This window comes from Actinosynnema sp. NPDC023794 (assembly GCF_040639675.1).
GTDB lineage: Bacteria > Actinomycetota > Actinomycetes > Mycobacteriales > Pseudonocardiaceae > Actinosynnema > Actinosynnema luteola.
The window spans coordinates 32120-46099 of the sequence record NZ_JBFAFR010000035.1 but is presented as its reverse complement, the minus strand read 5'-3'; the positions used below and the strand labels follow the sequence as shown (position 1 = coordinate 46099).

Sequence of the window (13980 nt, the reverse complement as noted above, 5' to 3'; positions counted from 1 at the left end):
CGCCTGTGACCCGCCCGGAGATCGTTCACAAGAGCGCCCCCTCCCGTCCTCAACCCTCCACTCGCCGGTAGAAGATGTGATGGTCGTCGGCGTACGCCGGTTTGTACTCGGTATGCATCAAAGGGCTGTCGTGCAGCCGCTGCCACACCAGGTCTTCGCCGCCCGACGTGCAGCGCAGGTGTATCCAGCGGATCCCGTGCCCGAGAGGATCATCGAGCGCGGGCTCCCACTGACGGAAGCTGCCTTCGTAGACCAACCGCTCCATGGGCACCTGGGAGCCGAAGCTGACCGTCTCGTTGCTCCACGACTGCATCAACACCCGGCCACCGTCGTAGTGCTCGCGCAACCAGGCCGCCGCTCGGGCGTTGATGCGTTCGGTGGCGCCCTCCCGGAAGGCCTGAGCCTCCTCCCACGTCGCGGTTCCCGTCACCACGAGGTGCCCACTGCCCAACAACACCGCGACAGCGGGCAGGAACCGGGTCGATGTCCGATCCGCCGGCACGACGAGGTAGGAGGTGAACACCGCCGCCGGCAACGCCATGACAAGCGCGAACCGGACGTTGTAGAGGTCGCCGCTGATCTCGGGCACGTGCAGCGGCCGTTGCCCGGACTCGAGCGCGCAGACGAAGAAGGGCAGGAACACCAACAGGGGCAGCGGTGCCAGGGCCTCGGCCCGCAACCTCGTCCGCCACGTGAAGCAGGTCAGCCCGACCCCGGACAGGACCAGCACAACCGGCCCGAGGTTGTGGTCCATGGCGTGCAGGTAGGTCCACAGCGACGCACCCCAGTCACCGACGGCCTGCTCTCCAGCACTGACCCACAACGCGGGCTTGGCGAACTCGCCACGCACGAAGTTCAGCGGATCACCGAAGATCGCGGCGTTCCATACCGCCCAGCCGACCACGCCACCGACCGCCAGACAACCGAAGAACACCAGGTCGGCCCGCACGAGCACCCAGGGCCCTGCTCTCGTCCGCGACCGCCGCCACGATCGCACTCCGACGACCACCGCTACCGCTACCAGGAAGACCCACCCCTCGTATCGCACCAGGGTGGCCCCGAGGACGGCGACGGCCGTCGCCAGCAGATGCCGGTAATCGCCCTTCTGACACCAGCACAGCAGGTGCCAGGTCGCCGCAGCCAGGCAGGCGAACAGCAGTGCCTCGGTCATCGGCGTGCTCTGCAGGTAAAGGACGTTGGGATTGGCGCAGAACACCAGGACCGCGGTCACCCCGCCCGCCCGGCGCCCGGTGAGCGCGGTGCCGATGCGGTACAACCAGCCCGCAGTGGCGACGTAGGCGCACATGGACACCGCACTCGGCAGGACGCCCGCGTGATACCAGGAGTCGTTCACCACGAGCGGTAGTGCCAGCAGGTGCGACAGTGGCAGCCAAACCCCGCCGAGTTGGGCGGCACCGGGCGTCGACGCGTCGAGCACCCGACGGGTGATCAAGAGGTGCGACACCGCGTCCGGGTAGGCCAGCGTCATCTGCCTCGCGGCCACCACGACGCAAGCAGCCACCGACAACACCGCCGCGACCAGGAGCACTGCGCGGAAGACCGGATCGCGAGGCGAGAGCACCCTGCTGACAGCACGGCCGACCGACCCCGTACGGACCAAGCCCTTCCAGGCACCCGGCACACCCACGACAGGGGCGGTCGAGCGCACTGCCTTCCGCAGCCAGGAGCACACCCTGCGGCGCCGCGGATCGACGCGGTCGCACCGACACCCGATGACCAGGCCCGCCCGCTCCTCGCGCGCCACCGCCAACAGGGCAGGCAGTCGCGCGGCGGTGAAACGGACGTCGGTCAGGAAGATCCGCCGGTGATCGGCATCCGCCAAGGCCACGATGAAGCCCTTGCAGGACAATACCTTCTCGTTGCAACCATGCTCGTGACGGACCACCTTGACGCGGTCCCGATTGCGGTTCACCACCTCGCCGACGACGCTCACCGCGGTGACGGGATCGCCGTCCTCGATCACGAGGAGGACGCAGTGCCGCTCTCCGACCCTGTCCAGGGTGGACATCAGGTCGTCCACCGCCGCTGCCAAGTCGCCCTGATCCCGATGAACGGACATGACCACGGTGACGGCCTCGGCGGCACGTTGCTCGGACGGACCCGGATGGGGCATAAACCTGGTCACTCCTCGTGGAGGGAAACGATTCGTCACAGGCTTCAAGAAGCCGATCAGGGTATGAACCGCGCAACGGCCCTCTTCCGCGACAGAGCATGGGTCCGCCCGCTCAGCGTCGCAACTGGAGCCACTCGGTCATCGACCGAGGCACCCATGTAGGTGATGTCATCCCACTCGACGAACCAGTTGGTGGGCGGCCAAGCGGTGGCGTAGGGGGCCGCCGGTCAGGGTGCGACCAAGAGCGACAGCACCACGACCACGCCGATGGACAGGGGATGCCCGGGCACGAGATCTCCCGAGATGCCGCGGACCTCCTCAACCACCTGGCCAACTCGCAGGAGCGGCAGCCTGATCAGTGCAACTCGCGTCCCACGCGCATGCGACACGCGCTGAAGGGCCATCGCAGGTCATCGGAAACCGCTTCACCCGATCAGACGCAATCTGCCGCTCTCCTTGGCCCTAGCCGGTCAGCTGCCCGGAGGTGGTGGCGCGGTGCCGTCGATGTGCGTCTTGAGGAACTCATAGGCGCGGTCGCCCACGCGCCTGCCCAGGTCACGTCCCGCGTCGATGGCGGAGCGGAAGTGGACGCCGCCCAGGAGCCTGCTGAGGCCGCACTCCTGCTCCCACTCGGTCAGCGTCTCCCACGGGCCCAGGGTGGTGTCGGCGCGCGGGGTGATGCCCGGTTCGACCACCGATGCGCCCCTGGCCACGCGGATCGACAGACCGAGGGCGTCCGAACCGGTGAACCGGCGGGCCGCCTGGGCGAGCGCGCCGCAGAACGCGGTCGAGGTCGACGGGTACTCGGGGTGGTCCGAGGTCTCGAGGTAGCTGCGCCACTCGTTGCCCTTGATGTCGGTGACGGTGCCCTGACCAGGACCGCCCCAGGCGGTGACGTTCCGGTCGCCGTACAGGTAGCGGATCGCGGTGAACGGGCGGACCGCGTCGTAGCGCAGCTTGTAGTGCCAGGTCGCGATCCCGGCGTCGAACGGGGCCACGTTCGAGAGGGCGTCGAGGAAGACGAACCGGTCGAGGTCGTACTTGTTGACGGCCGCGATGTGCCGGAACGCGGGCGGCAGGGCGCGGAACTTGTCGTTGAAGTTCTCGGCCAGGATCTTCTGGTAGTCGGTCAGGTTGGCCGAGGCGCGCAGGATCTCGTCCGCCTGGCGCTTGTACCCGGCCGGGTTGCGCACTGCGTCGCTGTTCACGGGCGGGGGCAGGGGGAACTCCGCGGGGTCGCTGTACGAGTACGGTCGCGTGACGCTCCACTGCGGTGTGACGAATTCCTGGACCCGGAAGACGCCGTTGCCTCCGGTCACCACGTTCGGTTGCCAGCGGGACGGGTCCCGGATGGTGTCGGCGGTGTTGACCGGCCGGTACCCGAGGTAGTCGGCATAGGGCTGCCGGTTGTACTTCCGGCCGCCCTCGTCACCGAGCTGGTTCATGCCGTCGTGCAGCCTGCCGGCGATCACCGCCTCTCCGGCGCGGTTGCCGATGCCCGCGGGCGTGGTGGTGTCACGGCTGTCGTTGTCCGGGTCGAGCCCGGTCGAGACGAGCATCTCGCGCCATTGCGCGCGGAACTGGGGCAGCTGGCTGTTGAGCACGCGGTAGCTCGCGTACATGATGGCGATGTTGCGTTCCCGGTTGGTCGCCCGCTCGGTCGCCGGCCTGCGACCGAGCCGGGATGCGATGCCCACCGCGGTCGGGTGGTACGGCGCGATGGCGTCGAACCAGGCGTTGTTGAGCAGCACCGTGTACCGGATGACGAGAGAGGCGTCACTCGGGGATACCGTGGTTCGGAAGAGCGGGTTCTCCGCCGGGATAACCACTTCCGCTATGGCGTTTCCGGTGTCCAGGTCGAACGGAATTCCGGGACTTGTTTCACCACGCACAGGTGCCGACAGCAGGGCTAAAGCGAAGACCGCTGCCGACGTTCGGGCAAGAATCCGCATGGCAGGTGCTTTCACGTGCATGCCGCCGCCCTTCCGGAGGACGAACCGGTTCCGGGCGCATCGGTGCCATGCAGTCCCGGAAGTCGCCGATGGACGGGATGCTACATTGCTCACGATCTGGCCACAAGATCGGTTTCGTCCAATTCGCGCGGAATATCGGCGTGCTGATCTTTCGAATATTCCGTACTTGTTCGAGCTTGCGGAGGTGCGCGCGGGCGCGGATTCCCGACCTGCTCCTGGAGCTCGCCCGTCGTGATCGTCATCGAAAATCGACCCACGCGGATCCGCGCCGACGGACGTGGCCGTCGACGCTGACGGCCCGCGTCTGCCCACGCGGTGGTTCGGCGCGCGTCGGCTGCACCGGGGACCGCGACGTCCATCGCCGTGCTGCCTGCGACAAGCTGAAGCGGCTACCTCGAAGATCGGCATACCGGTCGGTGCCGCACCGTCGAGAACAAGTGTCCGCGAGGGGCGTCTGCTATGCGACGTGCAGCACGGTCTTGAGCCAGCCCTCTTCGCGGCGGTCGAACGACTCGTAGGCCCGCAGCGCGTCGACGGGCTGTTCGCGCCGGGTGATGAACGCGGTGGGATCCACGGTCCCGGCGACCACGAGGTCGAGCAGCCGGGGCAGGTAGCGGCGGTGGTGGCAGTTGCCCATGTTGACGGTGAGGTTCTTGTTCATCGCCTCACCGAGGGGGAAGCCGTCGAACCCGGGCGGGTAGACGCCGATCACGCCGATGCTGCCCGCCTTCGCCACAGCCTGCACCGCCCACCGCAGGGCCAGGCTGGGCGCGTCTCCGGGCAACCACTGGTCACCGCGAGGGTCGGCTTCGGGCGCGGACAGCCGACGCTCCTGCTCGAACCGGTCGGCCCACTGTTCGGTCGACTCGACCGCGGGGCCGGTCTTCGGGCGTTCCGCGTCCACACCGACCGCGTCGATCACGCGGTCCGCGCCGATGCCACCGGTCAGCTCGCGGACCACCGCCACCGGGTCCTCCGCGTTGAAGTCGACCGTCTCGGCGTTCTGCTCGCGCGCCTTGTCCAGGCGTGAGGAGATGCCGTCCACGACGATGACGCGCCCCGCACCCTGCCGTTTCGCCGACGCGACCACGAACTGTCCCACCACGCCGGCGCCGAGCACGAGAACCGTGTCGCCGTCGCCCACCTCGGCCAACCGGGCACCGAACCACGCCGTCGGGAAGATGTCGGACAGCAGGATCGCCTGGTCGTCGCTCACGGCGCCCGGGAGCCGCACCAGGCTCGTCATCGCGTAGGGCACTCGGGCGTACTCCGCCTGCAGTCCGTTCACCGCACCGGTCGCCTCGGGACCGCCGAAGAAGCACGTCCCCGCTGACGGGCCGTTCGGGTTGGCCGTGTCGCACTGCGCGAAGTACCCGGCACGACAGTACGAGCAGGCGCCGCAGGCGATCGAGGACGTCACCACCACCCGGTCGCCGGGGGTGAAGCCACGCACCGCCGGACCGACCTCCTCCACCACGCCCACCGCCTCGTGGCCCAGGACGGTGCCCTCGACCATTCCGGGCATGGTGCCCCGCACCAGGTGCAGGTCCGTGCCGCAGATCGCGCTCCGGGTGATCTTCACGATCGCGTCGGTCGGTTCCAGGATCCTCGGATCGGGCATCTCGTCCAAGCGGATGTCCCCGACGCCGTGCCACACGACGGCCTTCACCACGCTCGCCTCCCCGGGTTCGCGTTCCGTGAACGGGTTCCCGGGACGTGGGGGCGAAAACCGCCCCGGCACGGTTCACCCGGACGTCCGCCGCACCTATCGCCCAATCGTGCTCTCCCAACCGGTTGGTGCACCCGGTGGTGGCCGTCCTCAGGACCTGACGCAGGTTGCGCCTGCTCGCGGGGAGGGAATTCTCGCTGCCGACCCGATGCTGTTTCCGCGCGAAGGGGAATCCTTTGCACAGGAGTTGTGACACCGTCGGATCGGTCGTGCCGTCGAAATCCGGGTCGTCGGACAAGCTCGTGGTGCCCACCTCGGAGAAGCCCGCGCCGCTATCCGGAAAGGCGGTTGCACGGTGCCGACACCTGCGAATCTGCGGATACCCGACCGAAGTGCCCCCGGTACGGAGCACGCCGACGGCGACCTGCTGCGGCAGTTCGCCGGTTCGGTCCGGAAGAAGCAGGAAACCATGCTCGGGTTCCCCGTGAACCTCGACTTCGACTACCGCGATCTGATCGACTTCCTGTCGCTGCACCTCAACAATGCCGGCAACCCGGATCAGACCAGCGAGTACGGCATCGACTCCAAGCCTTTCGAGCAGGCCGTCGTGTCCTTCTTCACCGACCTCGCCGGGGCGACGCCGGTGAGATCTCGGGACACGTGGCCCACGGCGGCACGGAGGCCAACCTGTTCGCCGCCTACCTCGGACGGGAGCGGTACCCGGACGCGGTGCTGTACGCATCGGCCGAGGCGCACTACTCGATCCCCAAGATCACCCGGCTGCTGCGCCTGCCCCACGTGGCGGTGGACACGGGGGCCGACGGCGCGATGAGCCTGGACGCCCTGGTCCGGGAGGTGCGAGTCCGGTCGGACCGGGCCGCCGTCGTGGTCGCGACGGTCGGCAGCACCGGCCGCGGCGCGATGGACGACGCACACCGCATCCGGCGGGTCGTGTCGAAGGCCGGCGTGCACAGGGTGTTCATCCACTCCGACGCCGCGTTCGGCGGGATGCTGGCGGCGTTCGGACGGCCGCCCAGGCCCTGGGCCTTCGCCGACGGCGCGGACAGCGTGTCGATCAGCGGGGCACAAGATCATCGGCTCGCCGGTGCCCAGCAGCGTCGTCCTGGCCCGCTCCGCGGACGTGCCGTCGGCAGTGACGACGACACCATCAGCGGCTCACGCGACGCGTTGTCCCCCGTGCTGCTGTGGTACGCGTTGCGCGGACTCGGCCGCGAAGGGCTGGCCCGACGGATCCACCGCTGCCTGGAGGTCACCGACCACGCAATCCGCTGACTGGAGGCGGTGGGTCGGCACCCGACCAGGGCCCCGGCGGCAACGTCGTGCTGTTCGACCCGCCCTCCGACGAGGTGATGCGCAAGTGGCACCTCCTCACCCACGACGGCCGCGCTCACGTCGTCGTCATGCCGCACGTCACCGCCGAGCACATCGACCAGCTCTGCGCCGACATGGGGTGAGGGCCCGCGCGGGTTCAGCATGGCGCCACCGACCACGACGACTACCGGACGGCGTTCCGCTTGACCTCTCCTCCCTGCATGACGAAGTCGACGTCCCCGGTGGCGTTGATGTCGTCGAAGGGGTTGCCGGGCATGGCGATCAAGTCGGCGATGAGGTCGGGGCGGACGGCTCCGCGTTCGGGTGTGCCGAGCAGTGCGGCGGCTTCCGAGGTCGCCGCCCGCAACGCCCGCAGTGGGCTGAGACCAGCCGTCACCATTGCCGGGAACTCCCGCCAGTTGTCCCGGTGGGGCAGGACGCTGGCATCGGAACCGAACGCCAACCGGACGCCGCTGGCCGACGGGTGTGACGCGGACTGACGCAGGCGGTCCTCGTGTCCGCGGAACACGACCCTGAGGTGTGCCGGCTTTTCGGTCCAGAAGTCGTCGTCGTCCAGGTGGTCGAGGCACTCGACCACGACTGATTGGGTGGGGACCAGCCAGATCCCCTTCTCCGCCAGCACGGTCAGCGTCTCAGACGAGGCGAGTGAAGCGTGTTCCACTGAGCGGACGCCCGCGTGTGCCGCACGCAGGACACCTTCGTCGTTGAACGCGTGCACCGCGCACGGCCGCCTCAGGTCGCGCGAGGTCGCCACGAGGGCGTCGACCTCGCGCTGGGAGTAGGTGACCAGTTCCGGGTCGTCGGACCCGGGCCCGAATCCGCCGGTGCCCGCGAACTTGATCCAGTCCGCGCCGAGCCGGACCTCCGTGCGCACGGCGCGGACGACCTCGTCGACACCGTCGGCGAGCACGCCGACCTCCACGCCGAAGCGGTTCGGGAGTCCCGCGGACTTGTCTCCGTGGCCGCCGCGTCCGGAGATGATGTGAGGTGCCACGACGAGCCTTGGACCTTCCACGACACCTTCCCGCTGCGCGCGTCGCAGATCCACGGTGATGGGCTGGTCGGTGCAACCGAGGTCGCGCACGGTGGTGAAGCCGTTGTCGAGCAGGGCCCGCAGGGTGGGTAGGGCGGCCAGGGTCCGGGCGCTGGTGGACGTGTCGGGTGCGAGTTCGGGCACGACGTGGACGTGGCAGTCGATGAAGCCTGGCAGCAGGGTGCGATCCCCCAGATCCACCACGTCGGCGTCCGAGGAACCGGCCAGGTTCTCACCCACCGCCGCGATGCGACGCCCCCGCACGAGCACCTGGACAGGCCCGGACGGGCGGTCGGACAACCCGTCCCAGAACCGGTCCGCGATCACGAGCGTCGTTCTCTGCCTGTCAGACATTCCACCTCACCGTCCAGGAACTCCCGCGTGCAGATGGCGGAGACGACGTCACTGCCCATCGCCACACTCGTAATTGCACCTGCCGGTGGAACCTACGTGTGGCATCCGACGTTCTCACTCGTTCGGGGCCCTGACGGTCACCCGATGTGCGCAACGAACAGTCTTCGCCGGAGAGTTCCAGCCGACCCCGAAGGGGAATCCTCCCTCCGTTGGCGACTCGAGTGGAGAGATGCGGTGCGAATCGACGTTACGTGATCGGGCGGCGCGTCGCTGGTGCCGGATCCCGAGGTTCCGGCCCACGCCGCCGCGCGACGGGCAGCCGCCGCGCCACTGCTGCGCACGGGTCGCCCTATCGGGAAGACGGGTGGACGGAAGTGAGGTCGATATCGCGATGACTACGGCGCGACCGGTGTCTGGGCAGGCCGGTGTCACGATCGGGGTGGAAGAGGAGTTCCTGCTGGTGGACCGCGAGTCGCTGCGGTCCGCCGAAGCCGCCGCGTCGGTGTTGAAGCGGGCGGCGGACATCGGTCTTGGCGACGGCTGCCGCCTCCAGCGCGAGCTGTGGGACAGCGAGGTCGAAACGAACACCGGAGTCCGCACGGACCTCGCCGGGCTGCGCGGTGATCTCATCCGGAACCGCCTGGCACTGGCCCGCGCGGCCGACGCCGAAGGTCTGGACTTGGTGTCGGTCGGGCACCCGCTGTTCGACACGCGGCAGGCGGAACTCAACGCGGACGACCACTACCAGGCGCTGCGGCAGGTGTGCGCCGGTGTCGTAGCCGACCAGGAGATCTGCGGCTGCCACGTCCACACCGGCATCGGCGACCGCGATACCGGCGTCGCGGTGCTCAACCACGTGGCGCCCTGGTTGCCGACCCTGCTCGCGATCACCGCGAACTCGCCCTACCGGCGGGGTCGGGACACCGGGTTCCACAGCTGGCGGATGATGGTGTACCACTGCTTGCCCGCCTCGGGTCTCCCCCCGTGGTTCGCCTCGGCCGCCGAGTACGACGCTGACCTGGCCCGCCTCAAGGAGTGCGCCCTACTGCCACCGGACCACGGTGGGCTGCGACTGGCCCGCCTGTCCGACCACCTGCCGACCGTCGAGGTGCGGATCGGCGACGCGGCGGCCACCGTCGACGAGGCGGTGCTCTACGCCGCCTTGGCCCGAGGTCTCGTGCGCACCGCGCTGACCGAACTGGACGCCGGGCGGGAAGCGCGCCGCTTGAGCGACGTCGTGCTCGCCGACGCGCTCTGGGCGGCCGCCCGACACGGCCTGTGCGGCGCGGCGATCGACCCCTGGACCGGTGCGCGAGTACCCGCGAGCACTCTGGCCGCACGCCTCCTGCAGCACGTCACACCCGCGCTGACCACGTCGGGCGACCTCGACGAGGTGCGATCGTTGCTGGACCGGGTGTTGACCGGTGGCGGCGCCGCCACCCGTCAACGCCGTGCGGCAGCCGAGCACGGGTTGCCCGGCGCGCTCGAGATGCTCGTTCGCGAGACGGTCGCAACGTAACCCCGTGGCGCGGGCGCGGCGTCCAAGGGAACAAGTGGGAGTCGGCGGCCTCGAGCGCACCTGGCACCGTCGCGGCAACAAGAGGCGAGCGGCGGCTTCACGACCGTTCGTGCTCCGCTTCGAGGATGCGGTAGTCCTCGGGATCCCAGCCGGGCGACACCACGCAGGCGATCAGCACCTCTGCGGGCACGGCCGGTTCGGCGGCCTGCCAAGTGCCCCCCGGAACCAGCAGGCAGGGCTGCTGCCCCTGGGCGAAGTCGTCGCCGAGGACGTGCTCTGACGGGTCGGCGGGTTCCTCGGCGCGGCCGCCGAGCAGCATGCGCAGCGGCGCCCCGCTCTGCCACAACCACAGCTCGTCCTGCCGCACGACGTGCCAGCGGGAACGCTCGTCGGGGCCGAGGGCGTACTGCAACGCGGTCGCGCTGGCACGTGGACCGGGATAACCCGCCGGGGTGAAGGTGTACCCGGTTTCCCAGATCTCCTTGGCCCAACCACCTTCGGGGTGCGGCAACAGGTCCAAGCGCACGGCGAGCGGTGGACGAGGCGCGATCTCCACCACTGCACCCCTGATGTCCCGGCACAGGAAGCGGACCCTCGGGGCGACACCGAAGTGCGGCTCCACGACCACGAAGGGACGTTCGTCATCCGTCAAGCGGCTGTTGACGTGCTCCAGCACGGCGTTGTCGTCTGTGAGGCGGACCGCGTCGGGGTGGTCGACGGCCCCAGAGGCGAGCCAGGATCGGTATGGCATCAGGTGCAACATGGCGCTCTCCGAAGCTCATCGCGGAGCGAAGCTGAGTTGCTCGTCGTACTGCAGTTGCTCGGGGTCCTGTCGGTCGATGGACACCGACAGCGCCGCCAGTTTCGCGCCGGCGACGCGCCGTTGCACCTCCTCGGGCAGCGGGTGGACCGTCCTGGACAGGCGCGAGGCGTTCTTGACGAGGTACTCGAGTCCCAATGCCTGCGCGGCGAAGCTGATGTCCATGAGTCCCGGGGGGTGACCGGCCGATGCGGCGGTGTTCACCGGGTACCCCTCCGCCAGGAGGAACTTCCGGTGCCCACTCCCGTCGCGGTACTCGGTCACCAACGGCAGGACGGTGCGGGCCTCGGACGCGGTGTCGGCCAGGGTCGCGACGTCGATCTCGACGTCCCCGTGCCCGGCGTTGGCGAGCGTCACTCCGTCCCTCATCCGGGAGAAGTGCGACCCGGTGAAAACGTTGATGTTCCCGGTCGCGGTGATGAACAATTCCCCCACGGCGGCTGCCTCGTCCGCGGGCATGACGCGGAAGCCGGATGTCACCGCCCACAGCGCGCGCACCGGGTCGACCTCGGTGACGATGACGTCGGCTCCGCGGCGGGACAGCGCCTTCGCTATTCCCCGTCCGCACGCGCCGAAACCGGCCACCACGACGCACAACCCGCAGTACAGCGGGTTCACCAGGCGAGTGATCGCGTCGAGCGTGCTCTGCGCCGTGCCCATTTCGTTGTCGAAGAGCTGCTTGATCGGACTGCCGTCGATCCCGATCACCGGAAAGCGCAGACGCCCTTGATCCGCGAAGCGGTGCAGACGTCGAACGCCGGTGAGGGTGTGCACCGACGCGCCGAGAATGGTCGGCACCAGTTCTTCGCGCTCGGCGTGCAAGAGACCGAGGAGCCCGTCTGCCTCGTCGAGGATGACGTGCGGGCGGTGGTCCAGCGCGGCCAGCAGTCGCCCGTGGTCGTCTTCGAGGTCGTCCACACCGGGAGCGAACACGGTCATACCGTGGTCATCGAGCCATCGCGCGACACCGGAGTCGGTCGACATGGGGTTCGACCCGCAGACCACCAGGTCGGCGCCGGCGTCGCGCAGCGCCAGCAACAGCGGGACGGTCGAGGCCAGCAGGTGCACGTTGGCCGACAGGCGGTACCCGGCCAGCGGTCGCTCCGAGCCGAACCGTTCACGGAGCAGTCGCATCACCGGCATGTCGCGGTCGACCCAGGAGATCATTTCCGCAGTGCGCTCGGAATTGCCGATCATCACTCTCCCCGCTACGCCCCGGAACGACCTCGCCGCCCACCGCTCGATCGTCTTCCTCGTTTACCCCGGCCGCAAGTTCAGATCGACACGGTCACCCGTGCGGCGCACATTTATTCCTGTTTATTCCCAAGCACCCACCTGCGGTCAGCCTCTCTCACGCGCCCTCATCACTCGGTGCACTCACGTTACTCTCAGCGGGTGACGAAAGCCGGGCCGGTCGCCGGAGGTCAACGATCATGTCCCGTTGTCACGTTTGACGAAATCACTTCCCGCTCTTGAGTTGATCGTCGGGAGAAGCGGAAGCTGTTCGGGCACGTGCGGCGGTCGGCACGACACCTGACCCGCATTCGTGGGGCACACCTGACAACACGGCTGAAAGGCAATCGACATGCGAAGCGCACTACGAGCAGTCGCGGTCCTGGCCCTCGCTCTCGCCTCCGTCCCGGCCACCACGACGGCGGCTGCCGCTGAGGACACTCGGGCAGACGGCACCTTCTACTACGTGGATCTCGTGGGCGGCAGTCAGGAGGTCCACGATCCCGAGATCGGCGACTGCCACCTCGTGTCCACGCTGGGCACCAGCGTCTACAACGCCACCGACACCACGGTGACCCTCTACACGGACACCAGTTGTGCCGTGCTCGCCAACCCGGTGCCGCCGGGCAGCTCGATCACGTTCCTGTTCAAGTCCTACCGCTTCCTGTGATCTACATGGGCTCCGCCCTCTCACCTGGTGGAGCCCACCCTGGCGGCGTTGCCCGGATCCCGCCCAGGTGCGAGCGTTCACCAGGTTCTCCGGCACGCGATCGTCGAGCTTGGCACCCGACACCACTCCCGCAATCGCGGATGTGACGGGTGATCCCCCGTTCCAGATCGGCGTCGCGTCCTGACCGGGCCGCTTCAGGTACCGGATCGACCGCGAACCGCACGTTCGACGGAGCGCGTTCGGCGACTTGCGGCGACGACACGCCCCGATTCCGCCAAGCAGGTCCGGACAACCCGAGCCCACCACCGTCCGGACCTGCACGGCGGACCGCCGGTCGGGCACCCACCCCGCCGCCACTTTCGCGCGGCACGGCCAAGTGCGTTCTGTCCGGGCGAAGGTGGCGGTGCCCGGACCTGGTTGGCGGGCTTCAGGTCCGCATGGCGGTGGTGACGAAGAGCCATTCCTCTGCATCGAGTCCCCCGTATGGCCCTGTCGCGAGAGGTCCGGTCGGAGCATCTTTGAAGTATCGGACGCGTACTCGCGCCCCACCCCGGGTTTCCGAGTACCGCCCGGATGGAGAGCGATGATGATCAAACTGTTACGCACCACCACTTCCACGCTGATGACGGCGGTCTCCGTTGTGGCGTTGCTCGTGTCGGGCCCGGCGGGGACGGCCTCGGCCGGGGTGCTGGATGTCACCTGCACCCCGCCCAGTAGCCAGAACGACACCTACACCCCGCCGCTGAGCATGACCCCGCAGGACGTCTCCGTCGTTTCCACGACGCAGTACGGGCCGTGCGCGTCGCTGAGCAATCCGGCCATCACCTCCGGCTCCCGCACACGCACCCTCCTCATCCCGGGACGGTCCTGCCTCGACCTGGTGAACAGCGGCTCCACCACATTCTCCATCACCTGGAACACCGGTCAGAGCTCGACCATATCCTCCAACTTCACCTCCACCACGGTGGGAGCCGCCCTGGTGGTCACCGACACCGGCACGGTCACCTCCGGCCTGTTCACCGGCAGCACCGTCGTCCAGGTCCTCACCGCCCCGGCGGTCGACGTGCTGCTGTGCACGGCCGGACTGGCAACGGTCTCCAGCATCTACTCCCTCATGACCCTGGAGATCACCTCGCTCTGAACCCCGTTCCCCGGGACCGCAATCGATCCCGCGGCCGGCCGGACGAGGACGAGGTCGGGCGGTCCGGGGGCGCCGGTCAGG

Annotated in this window: 11 protein-coding genes; 5 read left to right on the top strand and 6 right to left on the bottom strand. The window is 68.8% G+C overall.

The annotated features are described in order from the left end of the window. Window positions 1-49: 49 nt before the first annotated feature. From AB0H12_RS39100 to AB0H12_RS39090, 3 genes are all read right to left on the bottom strand, one after another. Window positions 50-2134, bottom strand: coding sequence for a glycosyltransferase family 39 protein (locus AB0H12_RS39100; RefSeq protein WP_499630041.1), 2085 nt, complete (start codon window positions 2132-2134; stop codon window positions 50-52). A gap of 470 nt (window positions 2135-2604) precedes the next feature. Next, complete coding sequence (locus tag AB0H12_RS39095) at window positions 2605-3885, bottom strand: vanadium-dependent haloperoxidase (protein ID WP_499630039.1); 1281 nt, start codon at window positions 3883-3885, stop codon at window positions 2605-2607. A 679-nt stretch (window positions 3886-4564) separates the two neighbouring features. Further along, window positions 4565-5779 (bottom strand): zinc-dependent alcohol dehydrogenase, encoded by a 1215-nt coding sequence (locus AB0H12_RS39090; RefSeq protein ID WP_499630037.1) that lies wholly within the window; start codon window positions 5777-5779, stop codon window positions 4565-4567. 657 nt (window positions 5780-6436) lie between these two features. On the opposite strand from AB0H12_RS39090, the gene AB0H12_RS39085 reads away from it, so the two are divergent. Continuing rightward, entirely contained in the window at window positions 6437-7069 is a 633-nt protein-coding gene (locus AB0H12_RS39085) for a pyridoxal-dependent decarboxylase (RefSeq protein ID WP_499630035.1), read from the top strand. 47 nt (window positions 7070-7116) lie between these two features. Continuing rightward, a complete protein-coding gene (locus tag AB0H12_RS39080; protein WP_499630033.1) occupies window positions 7117-7251 on the top strand; it encodes a hypothetical protein in 135 nt (44 codons plus the stop codon). A 41-nt stretch (window positions 7252-7292) separates the two neighbouring features. On the opposite strand, the gene AB0H12_RS39075 is transcribed toward AB0H12_RS39080, so the two are convergent. Next, window positions 7293-8516 carry a metal-dependent hydrolase family protein gene (locus AB0H12_RS39075; RefSeq protein ID WP_499630031.1) on the bottom strand — a complete coding sequence of 408 codons (1224 nt, stop codon included), beginning with the start codon at window positions 8514-8516 and terminating at the stop codon, window positions 7293-7295. 409 nt (window positions 8517-8925) lie between these two features. Between AB0H12_RS39075 and AB0H12_RS39070 the strand changes: the two genes are divergently transcribed. Beyond that, entirely contained in the window at window positions 8926-10035 is a 1110-nt protein-coding gene (locus tag AB0H12_RS39070; RefSeq protein ID WP_499630029.1) for a carboxylate-amine ligase, read from the top strand. 97 nt (window positions 10036-10132) lie between these two features. Here AB0H12_RS39070 and AB0H12_RS39065 read toward each other — a convergent pair whose 3' ends face one another. Both AB0H12_RS39065 and AB0H12_RS39060 read right to left on the bottom strand, forming a co-directional pair. Beyond that, the gene (locus AB0H12_RS39065; RefSeq protein ID WP_499630027.1) at window positions 10133-10786 is read right to left on the bottom strand and encodes a cupin domain-containing protein; all 654 of its coding nucleotides are present in this window, start codon (window positions 10784-10786) and stop codon (window positions 10133-10135) included. Window positions 10787-10813: 27 nt separating this feature from the next. Beyond that, entirely contained in the window at window positions 10814-12022 is a 1209-nt protein-coding gene (locus AB0H12_RS39060) for an adenosylhomocysteinase (protein WP_499630099.1), read from the bottom strand. Between the two features lie 532 nt (window positions 12023-12554). On the opposite strand from AB0H12_RS39060, the gene AB0H12_RS39055 reads away from it, so the two are divergent. Together AB0H12_RS39055 and AB0H12_RS39050 are read left to right on the top strand one after the other, a co-directional pair. Then, window positions 12555-12758 (top strand): hypothetical protein, encoded by a 204-nt coding sequence (locus AB0H12_RS39055; protein WP_499630025.1) that lies wholly within the window; start codon window positions 12555-12557, stop codon window positions 12756-12758. A gap of 586 nt (window positions 12759-13344) precedes the next feature. After that, the gene (locus AB0H12_RS39050) at window positions 13345-13899 is read left to right on the top strand and encodes a hypothetical protein (protein WP_499630023.1); all 555 of its coding nucleotides are present in this window, start codon (window positions 13345-13347) and stop codon (window positions 13897-13899) included. The last annotated feature ends 81 nt before the right edge of the window (window positions 13900-13980 follow it).